Source organism: uncultured Jatrophihabitans sp., assembly GCF_964246335.1.
Taxonomy (GTDB): Bacteria; Actinomycetota; Actinomycetes; order Mycobacteriales; family Jatrophihabitantaceae; genus Jatrophihabitans.
In genome coordinates this window covers 1-18,334 of the sequence record NZ_CAXTQF010000046.1, presented here as the reverse complement: position 1 = coordinate 18,334, position 18,334 = coordinate 1, and the positions used below count along the sequence as shown (strand labels likewise).

Sequence of the window (18,334 nt, the reverse complement as noted above, 5' to 3'; positions counted from 1 at the left end):
TCGACGGTACGACGCGCACGGCAACGGGGCCGGACCCGCTGCTGCGGATCCGGCCCCGTCGGGCGTTGCGTGTCGGTCAGCCGGCCTGGTCGGCGAGCGCCGGCACGAACGTCTTGGTGTTCACGGTGCCGAGGCCCGACGCGAGGTCGTAGCCCTTCTTCGCCGAGAACCCGGTGACGCCGTCGAAGCTGTTGTTGCCGCTCGTGACATCGACGATGCCGTTGCGCGTCTGCGTCGACAACTTGTACAGCGGGCCGTTGAGGTCGCCCAGCTTCTTGTGCGCGTACTGGTCGGCCAGCGCGACGACACCCCCGAACAGCGGCGACGCCTCACTGGTACCGCCGACGATCCCGTAGCCGACGTCCGACGGGTCGTAGCTGGTGTACACGATCACGCCACCGTCGACGGCCGCCGAGAGCGAGATGTCCGGCACCCCGCGGGCATCCCCGACGATCTTGCGTTCCCGGTCCTGGAATGCCGGCCGCGGGAAGAAGATGCTCTTGCCGCCACCGCCCGCGCCGTACCCGTCGTTCCACACGACATCCGGCGTGATGCGGTTGCCCTTGGCGTCCAGGTTCAGCTGCGTGCCGCCCACGCCGGTCACCAGCGGGTCCGAGTCGGGCCAGGAGGTGACGCGGTAGGGGTAGTCGGTCGTGCCGTCGAGTTCGGCGTCGGTGGCACCGGCGTCACCGGACGAGCCGAGCACCGTGACGTGGTGCGACTTGGCGTTCTTGAACGCCGACCGCAGGTCGAGCAGCGACTTCTTGCTCGGGAAGGTGTTCTCCGTGGCGCCGAAACTCTGGCTGATGACGTCGGCGAGCTTGTGGTTGATCACGTAGTTCTCGGCCTTGACGATCTCCGGGAAGCCCTGCACGCCCTCGGTCTCGGACACCGGTGTGGCGACGACCAGGATGTTGGCCTCCGGCGCCATGGCGTGCGCGTACTCCGCGTCCAGCGTCGTCTCGAACGCCCAACCGTTCATGTCGCTGTTCTTCGGGTCGAACGGCGGCAGCTTGCCGGCCGGGGTGATGGTCTTGATCGACGGCGGGTCCGGCAGACCGAACGCTCGGTCGAAGGTGTGCAGGTCCTTGGCCACGGTCGGCGAGCCGAACGAGTCGACCACGGCGATCGTGCGGCCGCGGCCGGTGATGCCCTTGTTGTAGAGGCTGGGCGTGTTGTACGCCTTCTCGATCTGGTTCGGCGAGTAGCAGTTGATCTGGAACTGCGCCTGGCAGTCGGCGGTCGTCGGCGGCGCGGCCCGCAGCCCGAGCCGGTAGATGTGGTGATGCGCCACGGCGGGCGTGGCGACGACGGCGGCGGTGGCCACCGCGGGCGCGGCACCGATCGTGCTCGCGCCGACCAGTGCGGCGACGCCGATGAGGCGTGCCACACGTGGGTTGGAGAACTGCATGAAACCTCCACGGATAGCGGACAGAAGTCCACGCCGGGATCAGGGATGACGACCCGGCGCGGCAGTGACTTCATCCAATCGCCACAGCCGTGAAAGAGGCATCAAAAAATGCCGGATTCGTCCGCTTTCTGCCATCTGGTGGCAACTTCCCGGCGCAGGGTGGCGTCGCTGCGCCGGATGGACGCGGTCACGATCGGTTCGAGCACCTTCGCCAGGGCACGGCCGGCCAGGCCGCCGGGCAGGTCGTAGCCGAACAGCACATCGACGTGGGTCCGGAACGGGCCGGCCGCGATGAAACGCCACCTGGAGCGGTTGGCGAAGCCGCTGATCGACTCGAACGTGATCACCGATTCCTTCTCCCACTCGGTGAAGCGCACGATCGAGGACAGCTTCACCGGCTTGACCTCGAACGTTCCTTCGAAGGTCGCGCCGACACCGTCCACCTGCTCGCTCAGCGGCTCGAAGCTGGTCAGGCCGAACATCCACGTCGTCGCGTTGCGGTAGTCGTTCAGGTAGGCGAACGTGAACTCGAGCGGCGCGTCGCAGGTGCCGCTGTGCCGGATCTGCGGCATGAGTGCCGTCAGACGAGTTCGCGGTCGTCGCGCGGGAGCACCGGCGGCGTCTCGTCCACCTCTTCGCCGCCGCCTCCGTCGCTGCACCAGGGGCACCACGGCTGGAGCCGACGGTGCGCGGTCTGCGACATCACGAGGTACGCCAGCGACAGCGTCGCGAGTGCCCAGAGCCCGCGGCCGACCGGGCCGGTGAGGAAGTTCGTGCCGATGAGTACGGCGAAGTAGGGCACGACGAAACGCGGCTGGGCCCCGACGTGGGCGAGGTGCAGGCGGAATTTCTGGCGTTGGGCCAGCTGCGCGGGGTTGAGCACCATGTGGCTGGCGCACTGTTCGCACAGGCGGCGATCGTGTTGGCGCATGAGCAGCCAGCTGACGATCACGAAGGTGAAGACGGCGAGCGGCACCGCGAACATCAGCACGCCCTGCGGTGGGAACAGGCCGATGTACACGACCGCCACGATCGAGGTGATCAGCATCGTGCCGGCGTGATGGCCGAACCGACGTGCTGCATCGCCGCCGTCGCCGGCCCACGGCATGCTCAAAGTGCCTGACATATTGGTCCCCCAACCCTATGTCGGATGCGTCCATGTATACCGCAGTTCGCTGCCGTGCAGCACCTCACTCGGCGCACAGTTGCCACAGACGGCACCGGCCCGTCGTCCGCGGTGGACGACGGGCCGGAACGAACCGCTATCGCGATCTTGATGCGCCGACCGGGCTATCGGCCCTTGAGCGCATCAAGATCGATTGTGTCAGCGGTGGACGCCTGCCCGTCTGCGGTAGGCCAGCGTGCCACCGCCGGCGAGCAGCAGGGCGAGCGTCGCGAGCACGGCCAGGAGCACGGACGGCGTGCTGGGCCCGCCGTGCAGTGCCTGGCCGGCCGGCACGCCCGTCGGCAGCGCGGTGGCGGTGTTCTCCGGCGATGCGCTGTTGCTGGCCGCGGTGACGACGTCTGTGCTCACCGCACCGTTGGCCAGGGCCAGCGAGGCGGCAGGCGTCTTGCCCGAGCCGGAGACGGCGCCCGTGTTGAGCAGGTCGATCTCGAGCGCGCGGACGATGGCCTGGTTGTCGACCTCAGGGGTCGCCTGGTCCGGGGTGGCCTCCAGGCCGCTGGTGTACTTGTACTTCGGCTTCGACTCGGACGACAGCGGGTACGCGCCCTGCTGCACGTTCACGCCGATGTCCGCCACGTTCGCCAGCTGGTCGGTGAGTGCGCTCAGGCCGCTGCTGCCGGTACCGAGCATGTCGGCGATGGAGTTCACGGCCGTCTCGATGGCCGACTCGCCACTGGTCCCCGTCAGTGCGCTTAGCGCGGTTGCAAGCGCGCCGGCCGCAGGCGAGGGCAGACCGGCCACCAGCGTTGCCAACGCACCGCTCGTCCCGAGGCATTTGGATCCGATTGCTTGGATCGGGTTGACGATGCCGTTGACGACACTCTCCAGACCCTTGCTGAGCACCGTCGGCAACTCGTTTAGCACCAGAGCGAGCAGGTCGGTGTTCGGTGCGAGATCGTTGAGGTCAAGCCCCGCCTGCTGCAGCAGCTTGGACACGGAAACCGTGATTGCGCCGCTCGACGCGTCGACGGTGACGGCGCCGCTGTCCAGCGTCAGTTTGCTGGAGGGAAGCTGACCCGGGGTCAGTACGCATTGTGCGGGTAGCGAGCTGCCGACCGGGAGGTTCGTCGATACGGTGTTGAGCAATGCCTCGAGCTGCTTGCCGCCGGCAGCCAGCTGCTTGAGCAACGCAGCCAGGGCGGGCGACGACAGATCCAGGTCCAGATCGGCGATCTGGTAGTCGGGCTTGGCCAACGCACCGCCGGTGTTGGTCTTGGCAATCGCCGACACGGCACCGATGCCGGCAGTCACGGCACCAAGATCTGCGACGCTGCCCGGGTTCGCACCAGATGGCAGGCTGGCGCCTGCCGGCAGGCCAGGGATTGTCGTCGAGCCGACGTCGGCGCTGCTCAGCTCGATGTTTGCATTGGCGGGGTAGCTGCTGTCGTCGCCGCCGGACGAGACGGCGCCGGAGTTGGCCACCGCGCCCGAGGCGCCGTAGGCGTAGCCCGTCGTCCTGGCGACGGCGACCTGGTTGGCCGCGCCGAGGTGGAAGGCGCTGTTCGGCCCCGGGAGCTTCAGCGCGTTGCCGACGGGCACGTCGGCCTGTCCGAGAAGCTTGGCGTCCAGCGGGTTCTGCTGGGTCTGCGTGCCCGGAGCCTTCGCGCGAGCGTCGGTGAGATCAACGAGGCTCTGGATCGGCATGCCGCCGGCCGCGCCGTCCAGGAAACGTCCGACCGATTCAACCGACAGCGAGGTCGAGCTCGTCAGTTCCCACTGCGGGTGGGTCTGGCTGCCGGTGCAGGTGTAGCTGCGACCGTCCGCATCCTGACCGGTCTGGCCGTAGGAATGCTGCGGGCAGAACTCGCCCCCGCGAATGCACGAGCCCGATGACGTCTTGGTGCACGAACTCGACGGTGCTGCAGCTCGAACTCCAACCGCGCCGGCTGCGCCGCCGCCGGATGCGATCACTACGCCTGCGGTGAGCGCTGCCGCGAGGCCAGCCGCGACGAGCGGCACGATCTGGATACGTGAAGTCGAGTGCTCGGCCAATTCCCACCCCTGTGCTGCCGCCGCGAGCCGTGCTCTCGGGCGCTGTAAGTGACAGGCGTGATTGCCGTCACCGTTTGTTACTCGTAAGTGAACTTAGCCGACATCCACGGCGCGGCCAATAGCGGGAGGCGGCGTTCCGATCAAGATGCGCATCGGCCTTTCCTCGTAAATGGTCGCGCAGCTGCGCTCGCAGCGACCACCAGCCAGGAATGGCAGATCGGGATCGCGGGCGAGAGGGCGCCCGGCGGAACCGGCCTCGCGGCGTTATGCGGTACGCGTGCCCGGCATGCCGAGCGGGATCGGCGCGATGCGCAGAGCAGCCGGCGCCGTGTCGGGGACGATCGGCGAGTGCGGCGCGATCGGCTCGATGCGCTGATAGTTGGCGCCGAGCGCCGGCCGCTGATCCTGCTCGCCGTGGTTCGGCCACAGCGACATCGCGCGCTCGGCCTGCGCCGTGATCGACAACGACGGGTTGACGCCGAGGTTCGCGGTCAGTGTCGAGCCGTCGACGACGTGCAGACCCTCGTACCCGTACAAGCGCTGGTACGCGTCGATGACGCCGGTCTTCGGGCTCTCGCCGATGACGCAACCGCCGATGAAGTGTGCCGTCATCGGGATGTTCATCAGGTCGCCCCACGTGCCGCCCGCGACGCCGTCGACGTTCTCGGCGAGTTGGTCGGCGGCGCGGTTCGCCACCGGGATCCAGGTCGGGTTCGGCTCGCCGTCGCCCTGCACGGAGGTGAGCCGGGCGCCGAAGCGGCCCTTCTTGCGCCGCACCGTGATCGAGTTGTTCAGCGTCTGCATGACCAGCAAGATGATCACCCGCTCGGACCACTTGCGCGGGACGAGTAGCCGCAGGTTCGACGGCTTGCGGATCAGCGCCAGCAGCATCTGCGCCCAGCGGTGCCGGCGGGTGCCGCCGTCGGTCATGATCGTGTTGAGCAGCCCCATCGCGTTGCTGCCCTTGCCATAGCGGCACGGCTCGATGTGCGTGTTCTCGTCCGGGTGCCACGACGACGTGATGGCCACGCCCTCGGTGTAGTCGCGCTTCGGCTTGTTGATCCGCACGCCCAGCAGCGACTCGGAGTTCGTGCGCGTCAGGTAGCCGATCCGACCGGAGATCCTCGGCAGCGACGTCTCCCGCAGCTTGTGCAGCAGCTTCTGCGTGTTGTACGTCCCCGCGGAGAAGACCACCTGCTCGGCGGTGAACGTGCGGGTCTTCTTCGCCCGCCACGAGCCGGTGGCGACGGTGACGACCTCGTACCCGCCGCCGCCAGCGGGCCGCACATCGGTGACCGTGGTCATCGGGTGGATGTCCGCTCCGGCCTTCTCGGCGAGGTACAGGTAGTTGGTCAGCAGCGTGTTCTTGGCGCCGTGCCGACAACCGGTCATGCACTCACCGCACTGGATGCAGCCGGTGCGCTCCGGCCCGACGCCGCCGAAGAACGGGTCTGCGACCTTCGCACCCGGCCGCTGCTCACCGTCCGGGCCGAAGAAGACGCCCACCGGTGTAGGGCCGAATGTCTCGCCGCGGCCGAACTGCTCGGCCAGCCGCTTCATCTCGATGTCGCTGGGCGTCATGGTCGGGTTGGTCGTCACGCCGAGCATCTGCTTGGCCTGCGCGTAGTGCGGGGCGAGCTCGTCGCGCCAGTCGGTGATGTGCGACCACTGCGGGTCGTCGTAGAACGGCTGCAGCGGCTCGTAGAGGGTGTTCGCGTAGTTCAGCGAACCGCCGCCGACCCCCGCGCCGGCCAGGACGAGGCAGTCCTTGATCATGTGGATGCGCTGGATGCCGGTGCAGCCGAGCTTGGGCGCCCATACGAAGTTGCGGGTGTCCCACGAGTTCTTCGGCAGCGTCTCGTCGGTGAATCGGCGGCCGGCCTCGAGCACGCCGACCCGGTAGCCCTTCTCGGACAGCCGCAGCGCGGTGACACTGCCGCCGAATCCGGATCCGATCACCAGCACGTCGTAGTCGGCCATGCGCACGCTTCCGCCGGGCGGCTCGTGGGGCCGCTGCTCCATTTGGTGTGACTGTACTTAACAGTAACTGCGGCCTCAATCGGACGATGCGCCAGCTCGCCCCGGTGATCAACAGCACGGATTGCGCGCCAGGGCAACCATAAGCTCCTGTTGATCACCGGGAGTTGGGATCGGAGTTGCGGAGGCGGCCGGCGAGCTCGTCGTTGCCGAAGAAGCGCGCGGTCTCGAGCGCCGACGGCTGGCCGCGCGACGGGTCCGCGCCGGCTCCGAGCAGCATGTCGACGACGTCGCTTGCGCTCTTGAACACCGCGCCGGCCAGCGGCGACTGCCCGCGGTCGTTGAGCCGGTCGATGTCGGCGCCCCGGGCCGCGAGGGCGGCCACCAGCGGCGCGTGCTCGTGGTAGGCCGCCAGCATCAGCAGCGTGTTGCCCTTCGCATCGGTCAGGTCGACCGGCACGCCGGCGTCCACGTAGCCCAGCAGCCGTTCGTCGCCGGCGCGGGCGAGGTCGAACATCCGGTGCGCGAACTCGATCGCCTCCGCGTCCGGACCGGTGTCATCCACGCGCGAAGGGTAGGCCGATCAGCCGAAGCGGCCGGAGATGTAATCCTCAGTACGCCGGTCGGACGGATTCGCGAAGATCTTCTCGGTGTCGTCCATCTCCACCAGCTGGCCGGGCTTGCCGACGCCGGCGAGGTTGAAGAACGCGGTCCGCTCGGCGACGCGGGCGGCCTGCTGCATGTTGTGCGTGACGATGACGATCGTGTACTTCTCCTTGAGCTGCTGGATCAGGTCTTCGATCGCCAGCGTCGAGATCGGGTCCAGCGCGGAGCACGGCTCGTCCATCAGCAGTACCTGCGGCTCGACAGCGATGGCCCGGGCGATGCACAGCCGCTGCTGCTGGCCGCCGGAGAGCCCGGCACCCGGCTTGGCGAGGCGGTCCTTGACCTCTTCCCACAGATTCGCACCGCGCAACGAACGCTCGACGATGGAGTCGGTCTCGGACTTCTTCAGTCGTCCGCTGTTGAGCTTCATGCCGGCCACGACGTTGTCGTAGATGGACATGGTCGGGAACGGGTTGGGCCGCTGGAACACCATGCCGATCGTGCGCCGGACGTCGACCGGGTCGATCGTCTTGCCGTAGATGTCGTCGCCGTCGAGCAGCACCTTGCCCTCGACACGGGCGCCGGCGATCACCTCGTGCATGCGGTTCAGCGTGCGGAGCACGGTGGACTTGCCGCAGCCGGACGGACCGATGAAGGCGGTCACGCTGCGCGGCGCGACGGTCAGCGTGACGTCGCTGACCGCCAGGAACTTGCCGTAGTAGATGTCGACGTTCTTGGTCTCGATGCGCTTGGCCATCGCTATTTCTCCTGCGTATCCGGGGTCAGCTGGCGACTTTGTTGCGTCGGCCGATGAGCCGCGCGACGAGGTTGAGAGCCATCACGATGATGATGAGTGTGAGAGCCGCGCCCCAGAGTCGATCAGGCGCGAAGTTGGCGGTTGCGCCCGCGACCCGGTTGCCGTTGGCGTCCAGGTGGTATGCGGTCGCGCCCGACGAAGTGTTGATGTTGATGTACTGGTTGTTGATCAGCGTCGGCAGCGCGGCCTGAAAACCGCTGAACAGGTTCTTGTTGGTGTTGGACGCGTAACCCGTGAGGATCAGCAGCGGCGCCGTCTCACCGGCGACGCGGGCGATACCGAGCACCACCCCCGTCACCAGCCCGCTGAAGGCCGTCGGGATGACGACCTTGAGGATCGTCTTCCACTTGGGGATGCCGAGCGCGTAGGACGCTTCGCGCAGCTCGTTGGGCACCAGCCGCAGCATCTCCTCGGTGGCTCGCACGATGACCGGGACCATGAGGATCACCAGGGCCAAGGAGACGAGCGCGCCCGAGCCGTTGGCGCCGAATGTCGTGATGAACAGCGCGAAGATGAACAGCGCGGCCACGATGGACGGGATGCCGGTGAGGATGTCCACCATGAACGTGGTGATGCGCGCGAGCCGCCCGGTGCCGTATTCCACCAGGTAGACGCCCACCAGGAGCGCGATCGGCACCGAGATCACGCTGCACAGCGCGACCTGCTCGGCGGTGCCGATGATGGCCGCGGACGCGCCGCCGCCCTGCACGCCGGCGCTGATGCCGGCCTGGTCGCTGGACCACCAACCGGAACTGACGATGACGTGGTAGCCCTTGCCGATCACCGTGAAGAGCAGCCAGACGAGCGGGATGAGTGCGATCCCGAAGGCGAGCCACACGAAAACCGCAGCGACGTTGTTCTTGACCCGGCGTACGCCGCGGCCCTTGGCGAAGGTGGGCGCCGCCGGCGCCGTCATCGTGCTCATACGAAGTCCTTCTTCCGGTTCACGATGTACCGCGCCGCGGAGTTCACGGCGAAGGTCAGGATGAACAGCACGAGTCCGGCCGCGATGTACGCACCGGTCGATTTGCCGCCGGTGAACTCCGCGGAACCGTTGGCGATCTTCGACGCGATCGTCTCGCCGCCATTGAAGATCGAGAAGTGGAAGGGCGGGCTGACCGACGAGACGATGATGTAGATGGCGACGGTCTCGCCCAGGGCCCGGCCGAGGCCGAGCATCGCGCCGCTGACGACGCCGGCGCGGCCGTAGGGCAGCACGGCCATCCGGATCATCTCCCACTTCGTGGCACCGAGCGCCAGCGCCGCTTCGATGTTGGCGCGCGGGGTGCGCTCGAACACGTCGCGGCTGATGGCGGTGACGATCGGCAGGATCATGATCGCCAGGACGACACCGCCGTCGAAGATGGTCTTGTTCTGCTGGACGAGGGAGAACAGCGGGCCCGGGATGTGCGACAGCAGGCGCTGCACGCCGTCCAGGTGCGGAGCGAACGTGAGGACGCCCCAGATGCCGTAGATGATCGACGGGATCGCGGCCAGCAGGTCGATCACGTAGGCGACCGGTTTCGCAATCCGACGCGGTGCGTACTGCGTCATGAACAACGCGATGCCCACGGCGATCGGCACCGCAATGATCATCGCGATGATCGAGATCATGACCGTGGAGTAGAGCAGCGGCGCGACGCCGAAGTGCAGGTTGTTCGCGTCGGTCTGCCAGCTCGTCGACGTCAGGAAGTTGTCCTTGTCGGCAGAGATCGCCGGCACCGACTGGATGATCAGGAACGTCGCAATGAGCACGACGAGCAGGATGACGGCGAGTGCGGCGCCGGAGGCAAGGCCGCCGAAGATGCGGTCGCCGATGCGTCTGCGGGCACCACCCGTAGCTGCGCCCGCTCCGGGCACCGGCGTGGCCGACCCACCGAAGCCCGCGGTGAGCGGCTCGCTGGACGTGAGCGCTTCGACGTGCTCCGGCGCTGTCGCCGTCTCGGACAGCGACGGCGGGTTCGAGTCGGTCACGCTTTCGCCCCCGATGCTCGGCGGCGGCAACGCGTCACCGGTCTGCCGCCGCTGCGCACGATCGGTCATGGTTTCTCGATCCGGCATGTGTTGTACCTGTCGTGAAGAGGGGATGCCCCGCCGGTCACCCTAGAGGCGACCGGCGGGGCATGGGGTGGCCAGCGTCAGCTGATCTTCGCGATCGACGCCTTGACCTTGGCCTGCAGCTCGGTCGGCAGCGGGGCGTAGCCCTCCTGCGCGAGTCCGGCCTGGCCGTCACCCACGGTGTAGTTCAGGAAGTTCTTGACGAACGTCCCCGTCGTGGAGTCGGCGTACTTGGTGCAGGCAATCTCATAGGTGACCAGGATGAGCGGGTACGCGCTCTTCGAGGTCGGTTTGTAGTTCAGCTTCAGGCTCAGGTCGTCACCGGTGCCGACGACGGTCGCCTGGCCGGCAGCCGCGCTCGCGCTGTCCTTCGAGACCTGCACCGGGCCCGAGCCGCTGTCGATGGCAGCGGTGTTCAGGCTGCTGCTCACCGCGAACGAATACTCGTCGTACCCGATCGAGTTGGGCGTGCTCTTGATCGCCGAAGAGACGCCCTGCGACTTGGCCTCGCCCTGGCCCTTGAAGACCTGCGCGGCGTTGTCCTTCGCCGGCATGGCCTTGAAGTCGGTCGGGTCGGTGGCGGCCATGTAGTTCTCCACGTTCTGCGTGGTGCCCGACGCGTCGGATCGGTAGATGACGCCGATCTTCGAACTCGGCAGCTTCGCGCTGGAGTTCTTCGCCTTGATGGCCGGATCGTTCCAGGTGGTGATCTTGCCGGTGAAGATCTTCACCAACAGTTGCGGCGTCAGTGTCAGGTTCGACACGCCCTTGACGTTGTATACGACCGCGATCGGGCCGACCACCATCGGCAGATCCAGCGGAGCACTCGCACACGCCTTCTGGGCTCCTGCGACCTCCCCCTTCGGCGCACTCAGCGGCGAGTCCGAGCCGGCGAAGTTGACCTGCTTGGCGTTGAAGCTGGTGATGCCCGCACCGGATCCGGTGGGGTTGTAGTTGATCTTCGCGCCCGAGCACTGCTTGGTGTAGCCGTTGACCCAGCCGGTCATGGCGTTGGTCTGGGCGGTCGAGCCGGCGGCGTTCAGGGTGCCGGTCGAGCAGGAACCGCTCGCCGCAGCGCTGCTGCTCGAGCCGCCGCTGCTGGACGAGCTGGACGAGCCGGACGAGCCTGCCTTGGTACCACCGCTGCTGCTACAGGCCGCCAGCGCCACGGCGGCGACGAACGCGCCGGCGCCGAGGGCGACACGGTTCAGCTTCACGATCTATTCCCCTTCGTCTGTTGACCTATCAAGCGGGACGGTAGGAGCAGCACATGGCGCGCTGGGGTGCCGTCGGTTAACGCGAAATGAATGCGTTTGCCGCTTCAGGTATCGCTCAGGCCTGGCCGGGATGGCGCGTAGGTGAACGCGGCGCGCGGAGTGTTCCCGGCCACGAGCGGATGGTGCATACTGCGCCGCCGCTACGCCCAGAATGCGCAACATGTCCGGTCCGTCCAGTCACGCAGCGTGCTGGGCTGTTCACGGGCCGGGGTCCATGGGCAAGCTGACCGGCAAGCTTGCGGCAGCCCTTGTGCAGCTCGCCGGTTGCCACGATCGTTGATCCACCAGCGCGAACCGAAGGATTGCCATGACCGACGTGCCGAACCCCAAGCTGACCTGGCTGCGCGAGCTGCTGGCGAGCGCGCAGGCGGCAGCCAATGCGACGCCGACCCTCGAATCACCCACCAAGGCGATCGGTCCGGGCACCGCATGGACGGGAACCCGCGCCGACCAGGTACACGACAACCTGCTCGCACCGAACGCAGGCCCGTTCCAGCACGCCCTGAACGAGCTGGTCAACGACATCCTCAAGGTCATCGGCAACACGCCCAAGACCGTGCCGGCGTCGCAGGTTCACATGATGGAACTCGTGCACGCCGGCCGTATCTGACCCCCAATCCACGGAGGCATGAACATGGGCACGGACAACGGCGGCGGCAACTACGCCTCGATCGACCCCGGCGCACTCAAAGCTGCCAGCAGCGCGTTGCACAAGTCCGTGGACGGCGTGAACAACCAGATCGTGCCGCTGCTCAGCGATTTCGAGGAGAACGGCGTTCCGACGACGGCTATCGACACGCTGAAACGGATCGCCGCCAAGATCGCCCCGGTCATCCCCGAGCTGAACCGGCGGGTGAGCATGGCCCAGCAATTGGTCGCCGAGAACCCGGGCGGCGGCAAGGTCGCGTACTTCCAGGGCGACCTGCTCGGCTCGTTCAAGACCGTAGCCGCGGCGAAGGCGCGTGCGCACATCGACGCCGGCAAGGTCGACGATGCCCGCAAGCACGGCCACAGCGTCCCGCAGGACGTGTACGACGACCTCACGAAATACGGCGACGACCCCGACTACGCGACGGCGTTCGTCAAGGATCTCGGGCCGACGAATACCGCGTTCATCCTGTTCCAGGTCGAGCACTACACCGGTGACCGAAAGCCGCACGTCAGCGAGCTGTCCGCCCTCGGCGAAACGTTCTCGACCGCCAGTTACCACACCAATTTCGATGCGCACTACATGGCGCAGCTCAGCGACGGTGCCGGCAATCTGGGCGCCGGCATCGACCCGCTCGACATCTTCACGCCGATGATGAAGTACGGGACGTGGAGCAAGACTTCGCTGGAGGACATCGCCGACAATGCTTTGCAGGGTCCATCGTTCGGCGACGGCCCGGGGCGGATGGACTCGCAGTCGATGGACAACATCTTCCTTGCCCTGGCGAACAACCCGGTGGCTGCGGCGGACTACTACCACAAGAACCAGCAGGGCCTGTACGACCTCGGCAACAGCAAGCTGCCCACACAGCCGACCCTGCACTTCATCAACTTCCTGCACTCGGCGACCATCGACGCCCGCAGCACGTACGCGCAGATGGCGCTCAACGACCCCAGGGTGAAGAACCTGGCCGAGATGAACGCGAACTTCCTGGTCAACAAGGTCGGACAGGACGGCGACCAGAGTCACGGCCTGCTGGAGAAAACGTACGCCGACATCGGCGTCGAGTACTTCGATGACTACCAGGCCCAGCTGCAATCACCGATCGACCTGAGCACGTTCCACAACGTGAACTGGTTGCCGGTGAACGCCAGCGAGGACAGCTGGAAGAAGTTTTTCGGCGCCGGCGTCACGAACGACCAGGGGCTGCTCGAACTGGCGGCGAAATTCAAGTCATCGCTGACCGGCCAGGAAGGCGCCCTCAATGCCGACATGCAGAAGGCGTTCGACACCGGCAAAAACCCGGCACAGGCGCAGAAGTACGCGACGTCGTGGCAGCGGTATGCGCACGACGAGATGCAGAAGAACTTCACCGACATCATGAAGACGTTGAAGCAGAACGACGCGAAGAGCTTCGACGACCGCAAGAACGCCGTGAAGGGTCTCGTTTCCCAGGGTCTGGACTGGCTGGAGGACCCCAGCAGCATCCCGGGTGACATCGCGGCCAAGGGCGCCGGAGCGGTCAACGACTGGCTCAGCGACTTCATCACCGACAAGACGGTCGGCGAGCCGCCCAAGCGGCCTTCGGTCCCGATCACCCGCACCAGCCTGGACCAGGGCAGCAATTACGCGACTTCTGCGGTCCAGCAGTGGAACCAAGGGCAGTCCGACGTGGCCAACGGCAAGACGAAGCACCCGTTCGGTTTCTACAACGACGGCGACGTCGACTGGAACGGCAAACCAAACTTCTACGACCCGCATCACCTGTTCACGAACAGCGACGGCACCATCAAGACCGATTCCAACGGCGAGCCCGATTGGGATGCAATCACCAAGTCCCCGCAGTCCCTGCACGACTTCCAGCAGTGGTTGCTGGACCCCGCTGTCCAGGCCCATGTATCCGCAGACCCGTCCGGGCCCAACAATTGAGGAATGTCCGTCCGCGGGTGGGTGCCCTGGTCGCGGCGGCCGCCCTCCTCGGTGGCGCGCTCGCCGGTTGCAGCGGCAGCTCGTCGCCCGCTCCGTCGCGAACCTCGGTTCCGGACCGCAATCAGTTCAGCGCGCCGTCGAGCTACATGGGCGTCGCGGTGGCCCACTACAACGCCGAACGCTCGCGCGGGGCGCACCCGCCGTATTTCGCTCCTGTCAGTGAGGAACACCGGTCATGGACCGGCGATCCGGCCTACTACGAGAAGTTGTGCGGCGCGAAGATCACTGGCGCCGACGGCGCGGTCGTGTCGGTGACGGACAGCGGCGCCTACCAGGACCTGATGAAGAATTCGCGGCAGTGGGCGACGTTCAACGCCTGGCTGCAGGATCCTGCGGTGTACGCCTATGTGGGCAATGTCGACTCCGACGACCTGACCGAATTCGCCCAGGGACGCGCGGTGGGGTCGACCAAAGCGTGTCCGGCATTCCACGCCGTGCCGGCCCCGGCCACGTCGTCACCCTCCTGACGGGCCGCTGGGACACCGCGCGCTATCGCGCCCGCGCCGACGATCACTGCACGGGTAGCCGCACGATGGTGCCTTGATTGCTCGTCTCGGTAGCGGCGCTCACGTACACGTCGTGCGCGGTACAGGCGACGGTGGAGGCGATGCCGCTGGCCAACTGTGCCCTCGTTCCGTCCACCCGGAGGAGAACCTGGGACAGGCCGTGGCCAGGCCTGATGTCGATCAGTTTGCCGTGCTCGGGACGCCAGTCATAGGTCGCCGGGAACCGGACGGACGCCTGCGAACCGAATGGTGACTTCGTCGTGCGCGGGTTGACTGCGAACCAGGTGGAAGCCGACGTGGCGCACAGTTGACTGATCGGCGTGTCCGGCTCGCCCATGTACAACGTGCCCATCGCGGCGGTCCGGGCCGAGGGCCGGTCGGCAATGGCCGGAGTGGTCGGCGAGTTGTCGCTCACCGAGCTCAACGAGCTCGTGCGACCGGTGCGCAGGTCCACGATGAAGGTCGCCTGCTCGGAGCGGATGATCGCGCGGTCGAGTCCGAGCATCGCGAAGTCGTCAGAGAAGGCGAGGCAGATGTGCCGCGCATCCGTTCCATTCGCCGGCGCGGAATTCGGTTCGGCGTCGGCGCGGTCGGTGTAGTCGCGACCAGCCAGCGTCGTGATCCGCCCGTTTGCTGCGATGCGACGCAGTGTGACGCAGCGGAAGTCGTTGACGCCGGACCCCGGGCTCAGGAACACCAGGCGTCCGGCTCCGTCGAAGGCGAACTGGGTCATGTCTGGTTGCGGACTGCGCGTCGTGACGAGCGAACCGTCCGGCGGGTCCGAATACTTCGCGGCGAACGGCGCGAAGGCAGGCTCGAGCGTTCCGTGCACAAAGCGATACGCGGTGTCGCCGCCGTTGCCCGAAAGGATCCACAGGATGCCGTCGGGCGCGACCGCCATCGACTGGATGGGATCGTTGTCGGTCGGGTGAACCGCCGTCCGGGTCGCCCGTCCGTCGCGGTCGATGCGGATAATCTGCGGCACGTCCGTCGCGCCGGCGGCCCAGACCGTGCCGTCCTTGGCGACCGCCATAGCGTTGATGCCGGGCAATCGCAGCGAGCGGGCCGGTCCCGAAGCGGCCGTCGACGTTCCGCCGCCGGCCACCACGTCGACCCGTTGCCCGTCCGGCCCGCTCCACGGCGCGATGACGACCAAGGTGATCGCGGCGGTCACCACCAGCACAGCGAGAAGCCCGGCGATGACCCACCTGCGACTGCGAAAACGATCACGCACGGCCATGGCGGGAGCGTACCGAGAAGTCGATCAGCTCAGCTGCCACTGCACATCGGTGTCGTACGAGGCGAAGCCGGCCTTCTCGTAGAGCCGGATTGCGCCGGTGTTGTCGCCGTCGACGTAGAGCAGCACGGTCGGGCAGCCACGCCGCTCGAGATGGTGCAGGCCCCGCACGAGCAGGCCGTTGCCGAGGCCGAGGCCCTGTGCACCCGGCGCGACGCCGAGCACGTACACCTCGCCGTTGCCGTCGGCGTGCACCTTGGTCCAGTGGAAGCCGAGCAGCTCGTCGCCGCGCTCGGCGAGCAGGAACCCGTCGGCGTCGAACCACGATTCGGCCATCCGGGCCCGCAGGTCGGTCAGCGTCATGTCGCCCTGTTCTGGATGGTGCGCGAAGGCGGCGGCGTTGACGGCGAGCCACTCCTGCTCGTCGCGGCCCGGCTCGAAGGCGCGCACCACGATGTCGTCGGCGAGCGGTGGGTCCGCGGGCAGCGGATGGGTGGCGTCGAGCGGGCGGCGCAACTGGTGCAGCTGTCGGATCTCCACGTAGCCGCGCGCCTCGAACGCGGATACCAGGCGGCTGCGCCGGCCGTGCGTCCAGGCGAGCGTGCCGGTGCTCGTCGCGGCGTCGAGTACGAGGTCGACGGCGGTCGGCTCGGTGGCGAGCTCCAGCGTTGCGCCGTCGCGCTGTGCGTACCCGATCAATCGGCCGTCGTCGGACGCCACCAGATGCGCGACGTCGGCCGAACCGAGGTGGCTCAGTGCCTGATCCGACAAGGGCGGCGCGCCGTCGGACTGCTCGATGTCGTCTGCCAGCCGTCGGATCGCCGCACGGGTCGGCTCGTCGGGCACTCCGGTGGCGACGGCCTGCGGCACGGTTACCGAGTATGCCTCGGCAAGTCGGCTGCGCGGTCGCTGACGCCGTCGGGGTCGTCAACGACGTCGTCGACGACCGCATCGGCTGCTCGGTCGGTGTCGCGGCGGGCGCCGGCGTCGGTCGGCCGCACGAACTTGTAGCCGACGTTGCGGACGGTGCCGATCATCGCCTCGTACTCGGCGCCGAGCTTGGCGCGCAGCCGTCGCACATGGACGTCCACGGTGCGGGTGCCGCCGAAGTAGTCATAGCCCCACACCTCCTGCACCAGGTGCGAGCGGGTGAACACCCGTCCGGGGTGTTGTGCCAGGAACTTGAGCAGCTCGAATTCCTTGTACGTCAGGTCGAGCGCGACGCCGGACAGCCGGGCGGTGTAGGTCTGCTCGTCGATGACCAGCTCGCCGACCTCGAGACTCGGGCCGCTCTCGTTGCTACGGGTGGCGCTGCGCTCGGCGGCGATGCGCAGCCGAGCGTCGAGTTCGGCCGGCCCGGCGGTGTCGAGGACGAAGTCGTCGATCGGCCATTCGCTCGAGACCGCGACCAACCCGCCCTCGGTGACGACCGCGAACACCGGCACGGCCGTGCCCATCGCCAGCAACAGGCGCAGGAACTGCCGCGCGCCCATCAGGTCGCGGCGCGCGTCGACCAGCACGGCGTCGCCGAGGCTGCGGTCGACCAGCATGCCGGCGTCCTGCGGCAGCACGGTGACGTGATGCGGCAGCAGGCCCAGCGCGGGCAGCACCTCGGCCGTGGGTTGCTTCGCGGCGGTGAGCAGGATCAGCTCCACGCTCGCCTCCTTCGCGGAGGTGACGGAGAACCATCCCCCGTCGGCACGTACATGGGCTGGTGGAGCACCGCAGTGACACATGATCGGTACCCCACCGGTCGGGCCACTCTGCCCTAAAAGCGTTTCAGGCTAGTAAACCAGTGCGGACCACAATGGCAGAGTGAACGCCCCTCGGACAGTTGTCCTGCACACATCCGACGGGATTCGACTCGTGGCCGAACACTGGCCGCGCCCCGATGATGCCGGCACCGACGACCAGCTCGCGCGCGGCATCGGCTGCGTCGTCGCCCACGGATTCACCGGCTCGGCGCGCAACCCGCACGTGCAACGCATCGTCCGCGGGGTCAACGCGGCGGGTATCGGCGTGCTTGCCCCCGACTTCCGCGGGCACGGCCGGTCCGGCGGCCACGGCACCGCGGGCGCCGAGGAGATCCACGACATCGCGGCCGCCGTCGACTGGATGCGCGGGGCCGGTTACCGATTCGTCGCCGTCCTCGGCTGGTCGATGGGCGGGACGGCCGTACTTCGGCACGCGGGCCTGGGCGGCGACGCCGACGCCGTGGTCAGCGTCAGCGCCCCGGGCGTGTGGTTCGAACGCGGCACCCGCCCGATGCGCATCGTCCACTGGATGTTCGAGAAGCGCACCGGACGAGCGGCCACCCGGCTGCTGCGGCGCACCCGTGTCTCGGCGCAGGGCTGGCAGACGCTGCCCGAGGCGCCGGCCGACGTCGTCGGCGCCATCGCCCCGCGGCCGCTGCTGCTCGTCCACGGCGACGCCGACCGCTACTTCCCGATGCGGCACGTCGAGGCACTGGCCGAGGCGGCGCCCAACGCCGAGGTGTGGATCGAGCCGGACATGGGGCACGCCGAGGTCGCGACCACCGAGGCGCTGGTCGGACGCATTGCGCGGGGGGTCCTCGCCGCCGCCGGTGCCGCCGCCGGTGCCGCCGCCGGTGCCGCCGCCGGTGCCGCCG

At 67.7% G+C, this 18,334-nt stretch carries 17 protein-coding genes; 4 read left to right on the top strand and 13 right to left on the bottom strand.

All coding sequences use genetic code 11. The annotated features are described in order from the left end of the window. Window positions 1-76: 76 nt before the first annotated feature. The 10 genes from ACFFCN_RS13280 to pstS form a co-directional block, all read right to left on the bottom strand. Window positions 77-1,411, bottom strand: coding sequence for a S8 family serine peptidase (locus ACFFCN_RS13280; protein ID WP_375492310.1), 1,335 nt, complete (start codon window positions 1,409-1,411; stop codon window positions 77-79). A 101-nt stretch (window positions 1,412-1,512) separates the two neighbouring features. Then, window positions 1,513-1,983, bottom strand: a complete 471-nt coding sequence (locus ACFFCN_RS13275; RefSeq protein WP_375492308.1) for an SRPBCC family protein — start codon at window positions 1,981-1,983, stop codon at window positions 1,513-1,515. Window positions 1,984-1,991: 8 nt separating this feature from the next. Beyond that, complete coding sequence (locus tag ACFFCN_RS13270; protein WP_375492306.1) at window positions 1,992-2,519, bottom strand: hypothetical protein; 528 nt, start codon at window positions 2,517-2,519, stop codon at window positions 1,992-1,994. Between the two features lie 216 nt (window positions 2,520-2,735). Continuing rightward, entirely contained in the window at window positions 2,736-4,589 is a 1,854-nt protein-coding gene (locus ACFFCN_RS13265) for a choice-of-anchor G family protein (protein WP_375492304.1), read from the bottom strand. Window positions 4,590-4,853: 264 nt separating this feature from the next. Further along, window positions 4,854-6,611 carry an FAD-dependent oxidoreductase gene (locus ACFFCN_RS13260; protein ID WP_375492302.1) on the bottom strand — a complete coding sequence of 586 codons (1,758 nt, stop codon included), beginning with the start codon at window positions 6,609-6,611 and terminating at the stop codon, window positions 4,854-4,856. Between the two features lie 112 nt (window positions 6,612-6,723). Further along, window positions 6,724-7,131: an ankyrin repeat domain-containing protein gene (locus ACFFCN_RS13255; RefSeq protein ID WP_375492300.1), complete on the bottom strand. Its 408-nt coding sequence runs from the start codon at window positions 7,129-7,131 to the stop codon at window positions 6,724-6,726. 18 nt (window positions 7,132-7,149) lie between these two features. Beyond that, window positions 7,150-7,929 (bottom strand): phosphate ABC transporter ATP-binding protein PstB, encoded by a 780-nt coding sequence (gene pstB / locus ACFFCN_RS13250; RefSeq protein WP_375492299.1) that lies wholly within the window; start codon window positions 7,927-7,929, stop codon window positions 7,150-7,152. A gap of 25 nt (window positions 7,930-7,954) precedes the next feature. Next, the gene (pstA, locus tag ACFFCN_RS13245; protein ID WP_375492297.1) at window positions 7,955-8,914 is read right to left on the bottom strand and encodes a phosphate ABC transporter permease PstA; all 960 of its coding nucleotides are present in this window, start codon (window positions 8,912-8,914) and stop codon (window positions 7,955-7,957) included. After that, the gene (gene pstC, locus ACFFCN_RS13240; protein ID WP_375492295.1) at window positions 8,911-10,032 is read right to left on the bottom strand and encodes a phosphate ABC transporter permease subunit PstC; all 1,122 of its coding nucleotides are present in this window, start codon (window positions 10,030-10,032) and stop codon (window positions 8,911-8,913) included. The genes pstA and pstC overlap by 4 nt, the downstream gene beginning before the upstream one ends. Window positions 10,033-10,127: 95 nt before the next feature. Next, complete coding sequence (pstS, locus tag ACFFCN_RS13235) at window positions 10,128-11,264, bottom strand: phosphate ABC transporter substrate-binding protein PstS (protein WP_375492293.1); 1,137 nt, start codon at window positions 11,262-11,264, stop codon at window positions 10,128-10,130. 367 nt (window positions 11,265-11,631) lie between these two features. On the opposite strand from pstS, the gene ACFFCN_RS13230 reads away from it, so the two are divergent. Genes ACFFCN_RS13230 through ACFFCN_RS13220 form a run of 3 tightly spaced genes read left to right on the top strand, consistent with a single transcriptional unit; the run spans window position 11,632 to window position 14,429 of the window. Then, window positions 11,632-11,934 (top strand): hypothetical protein, encoded by a 303-nt coding sequence (locus tag ACFFCN_RS13230; RefSeq protein WP_375492292.1) that lies wholly within the window; start codon window positions 11,632-11,634, stop codon window positions 11,932-11,934. A 24-nt stretch (window positions 11,935-11,958) separates the two neighbouring features. Beyond that, complete coding sequence (locus ACFFCN_RS13225) at window positions 11,959-13,902, top strand: hypothetical protein (RefSeq protein ID WP_375492290.1); 1,944 nt, start codon at window positions 11,959-11,961, stop codon at window positions 13,900-13,902. A 17-nt stretch (window positions 13,903-13,919) separates the two neighbouring features. After that, a complete protein-coding gene (locus ACFFCN_RS13220) occupies window positions 13,920-14,429 on the top strand; it encodes a hypothetical protein (protein ID WP_375492288.1) in 510 nt (169 codons plus the stop codon). Between the two features lie 43 nt (window positions 14,430-14,472). On the opposite strand, the gene ACFFCN_RS13215 is transcribed toward ACFFCN_RS13220, so the two are convergent. From ACFFCN_RS13215 to ACFFCN_RS13205, 3 genes are all read right to left on the bottom strand, one after another. Further along, window positions 14,473-15,624, bottom strand: coding sequence for a hypothetical protein (locus ACFFCN_RS13215; RefSeq protein ID WP_375492286.1), 1,152 nt, complete (start codon window positions 15,622-15,624; stop codon window positions 14,473-14,475). A 108-nt stretch (window positions 15,625-15,732) separates the two neighbouring features. Beyond that, the gene (gene mshD, locus ACFFCN_RS13210) at window positions 15,733-16,575 is read right to left on the bottom strand and encodes a mycothiol synthase (RefSeq protein ID WP_375492284.1); all 843 of its coding nucleotides are present in this window, start codon (window positions 16,573-16,575) and stop codon (window positions 15,733-15,735) included. A 2-nt stretch (window positions 16,576-16,577) separates the two neighbouring features. Beyond that, window positions 16,578-17,360, bottom strand: a complete 783-nt coding sequence (locus ACFFCN_RS13205) for a winged-helix domain-containing protein (RefSeq protein ID WP_375492282.1) — start codon at window positions 17,358-17,360, stop codon at window positions 16,578-16,580. A 211-nt stretch (window positions 17,361-17,571) separates the two neighbouring features. On the opposite strand from ACFFCN_RS13205, the gene ACFFCN_RS13200 reads away from it, so the two are divergent. After that, the coding region (locus ACFFCN_RS13200) for an alpha/beta hydrolase family protein (RefSeq protein ID WP_375492280.1) at window positions 17,572-18,334 on the top strand (763 nt) is incomplete at its 3' end.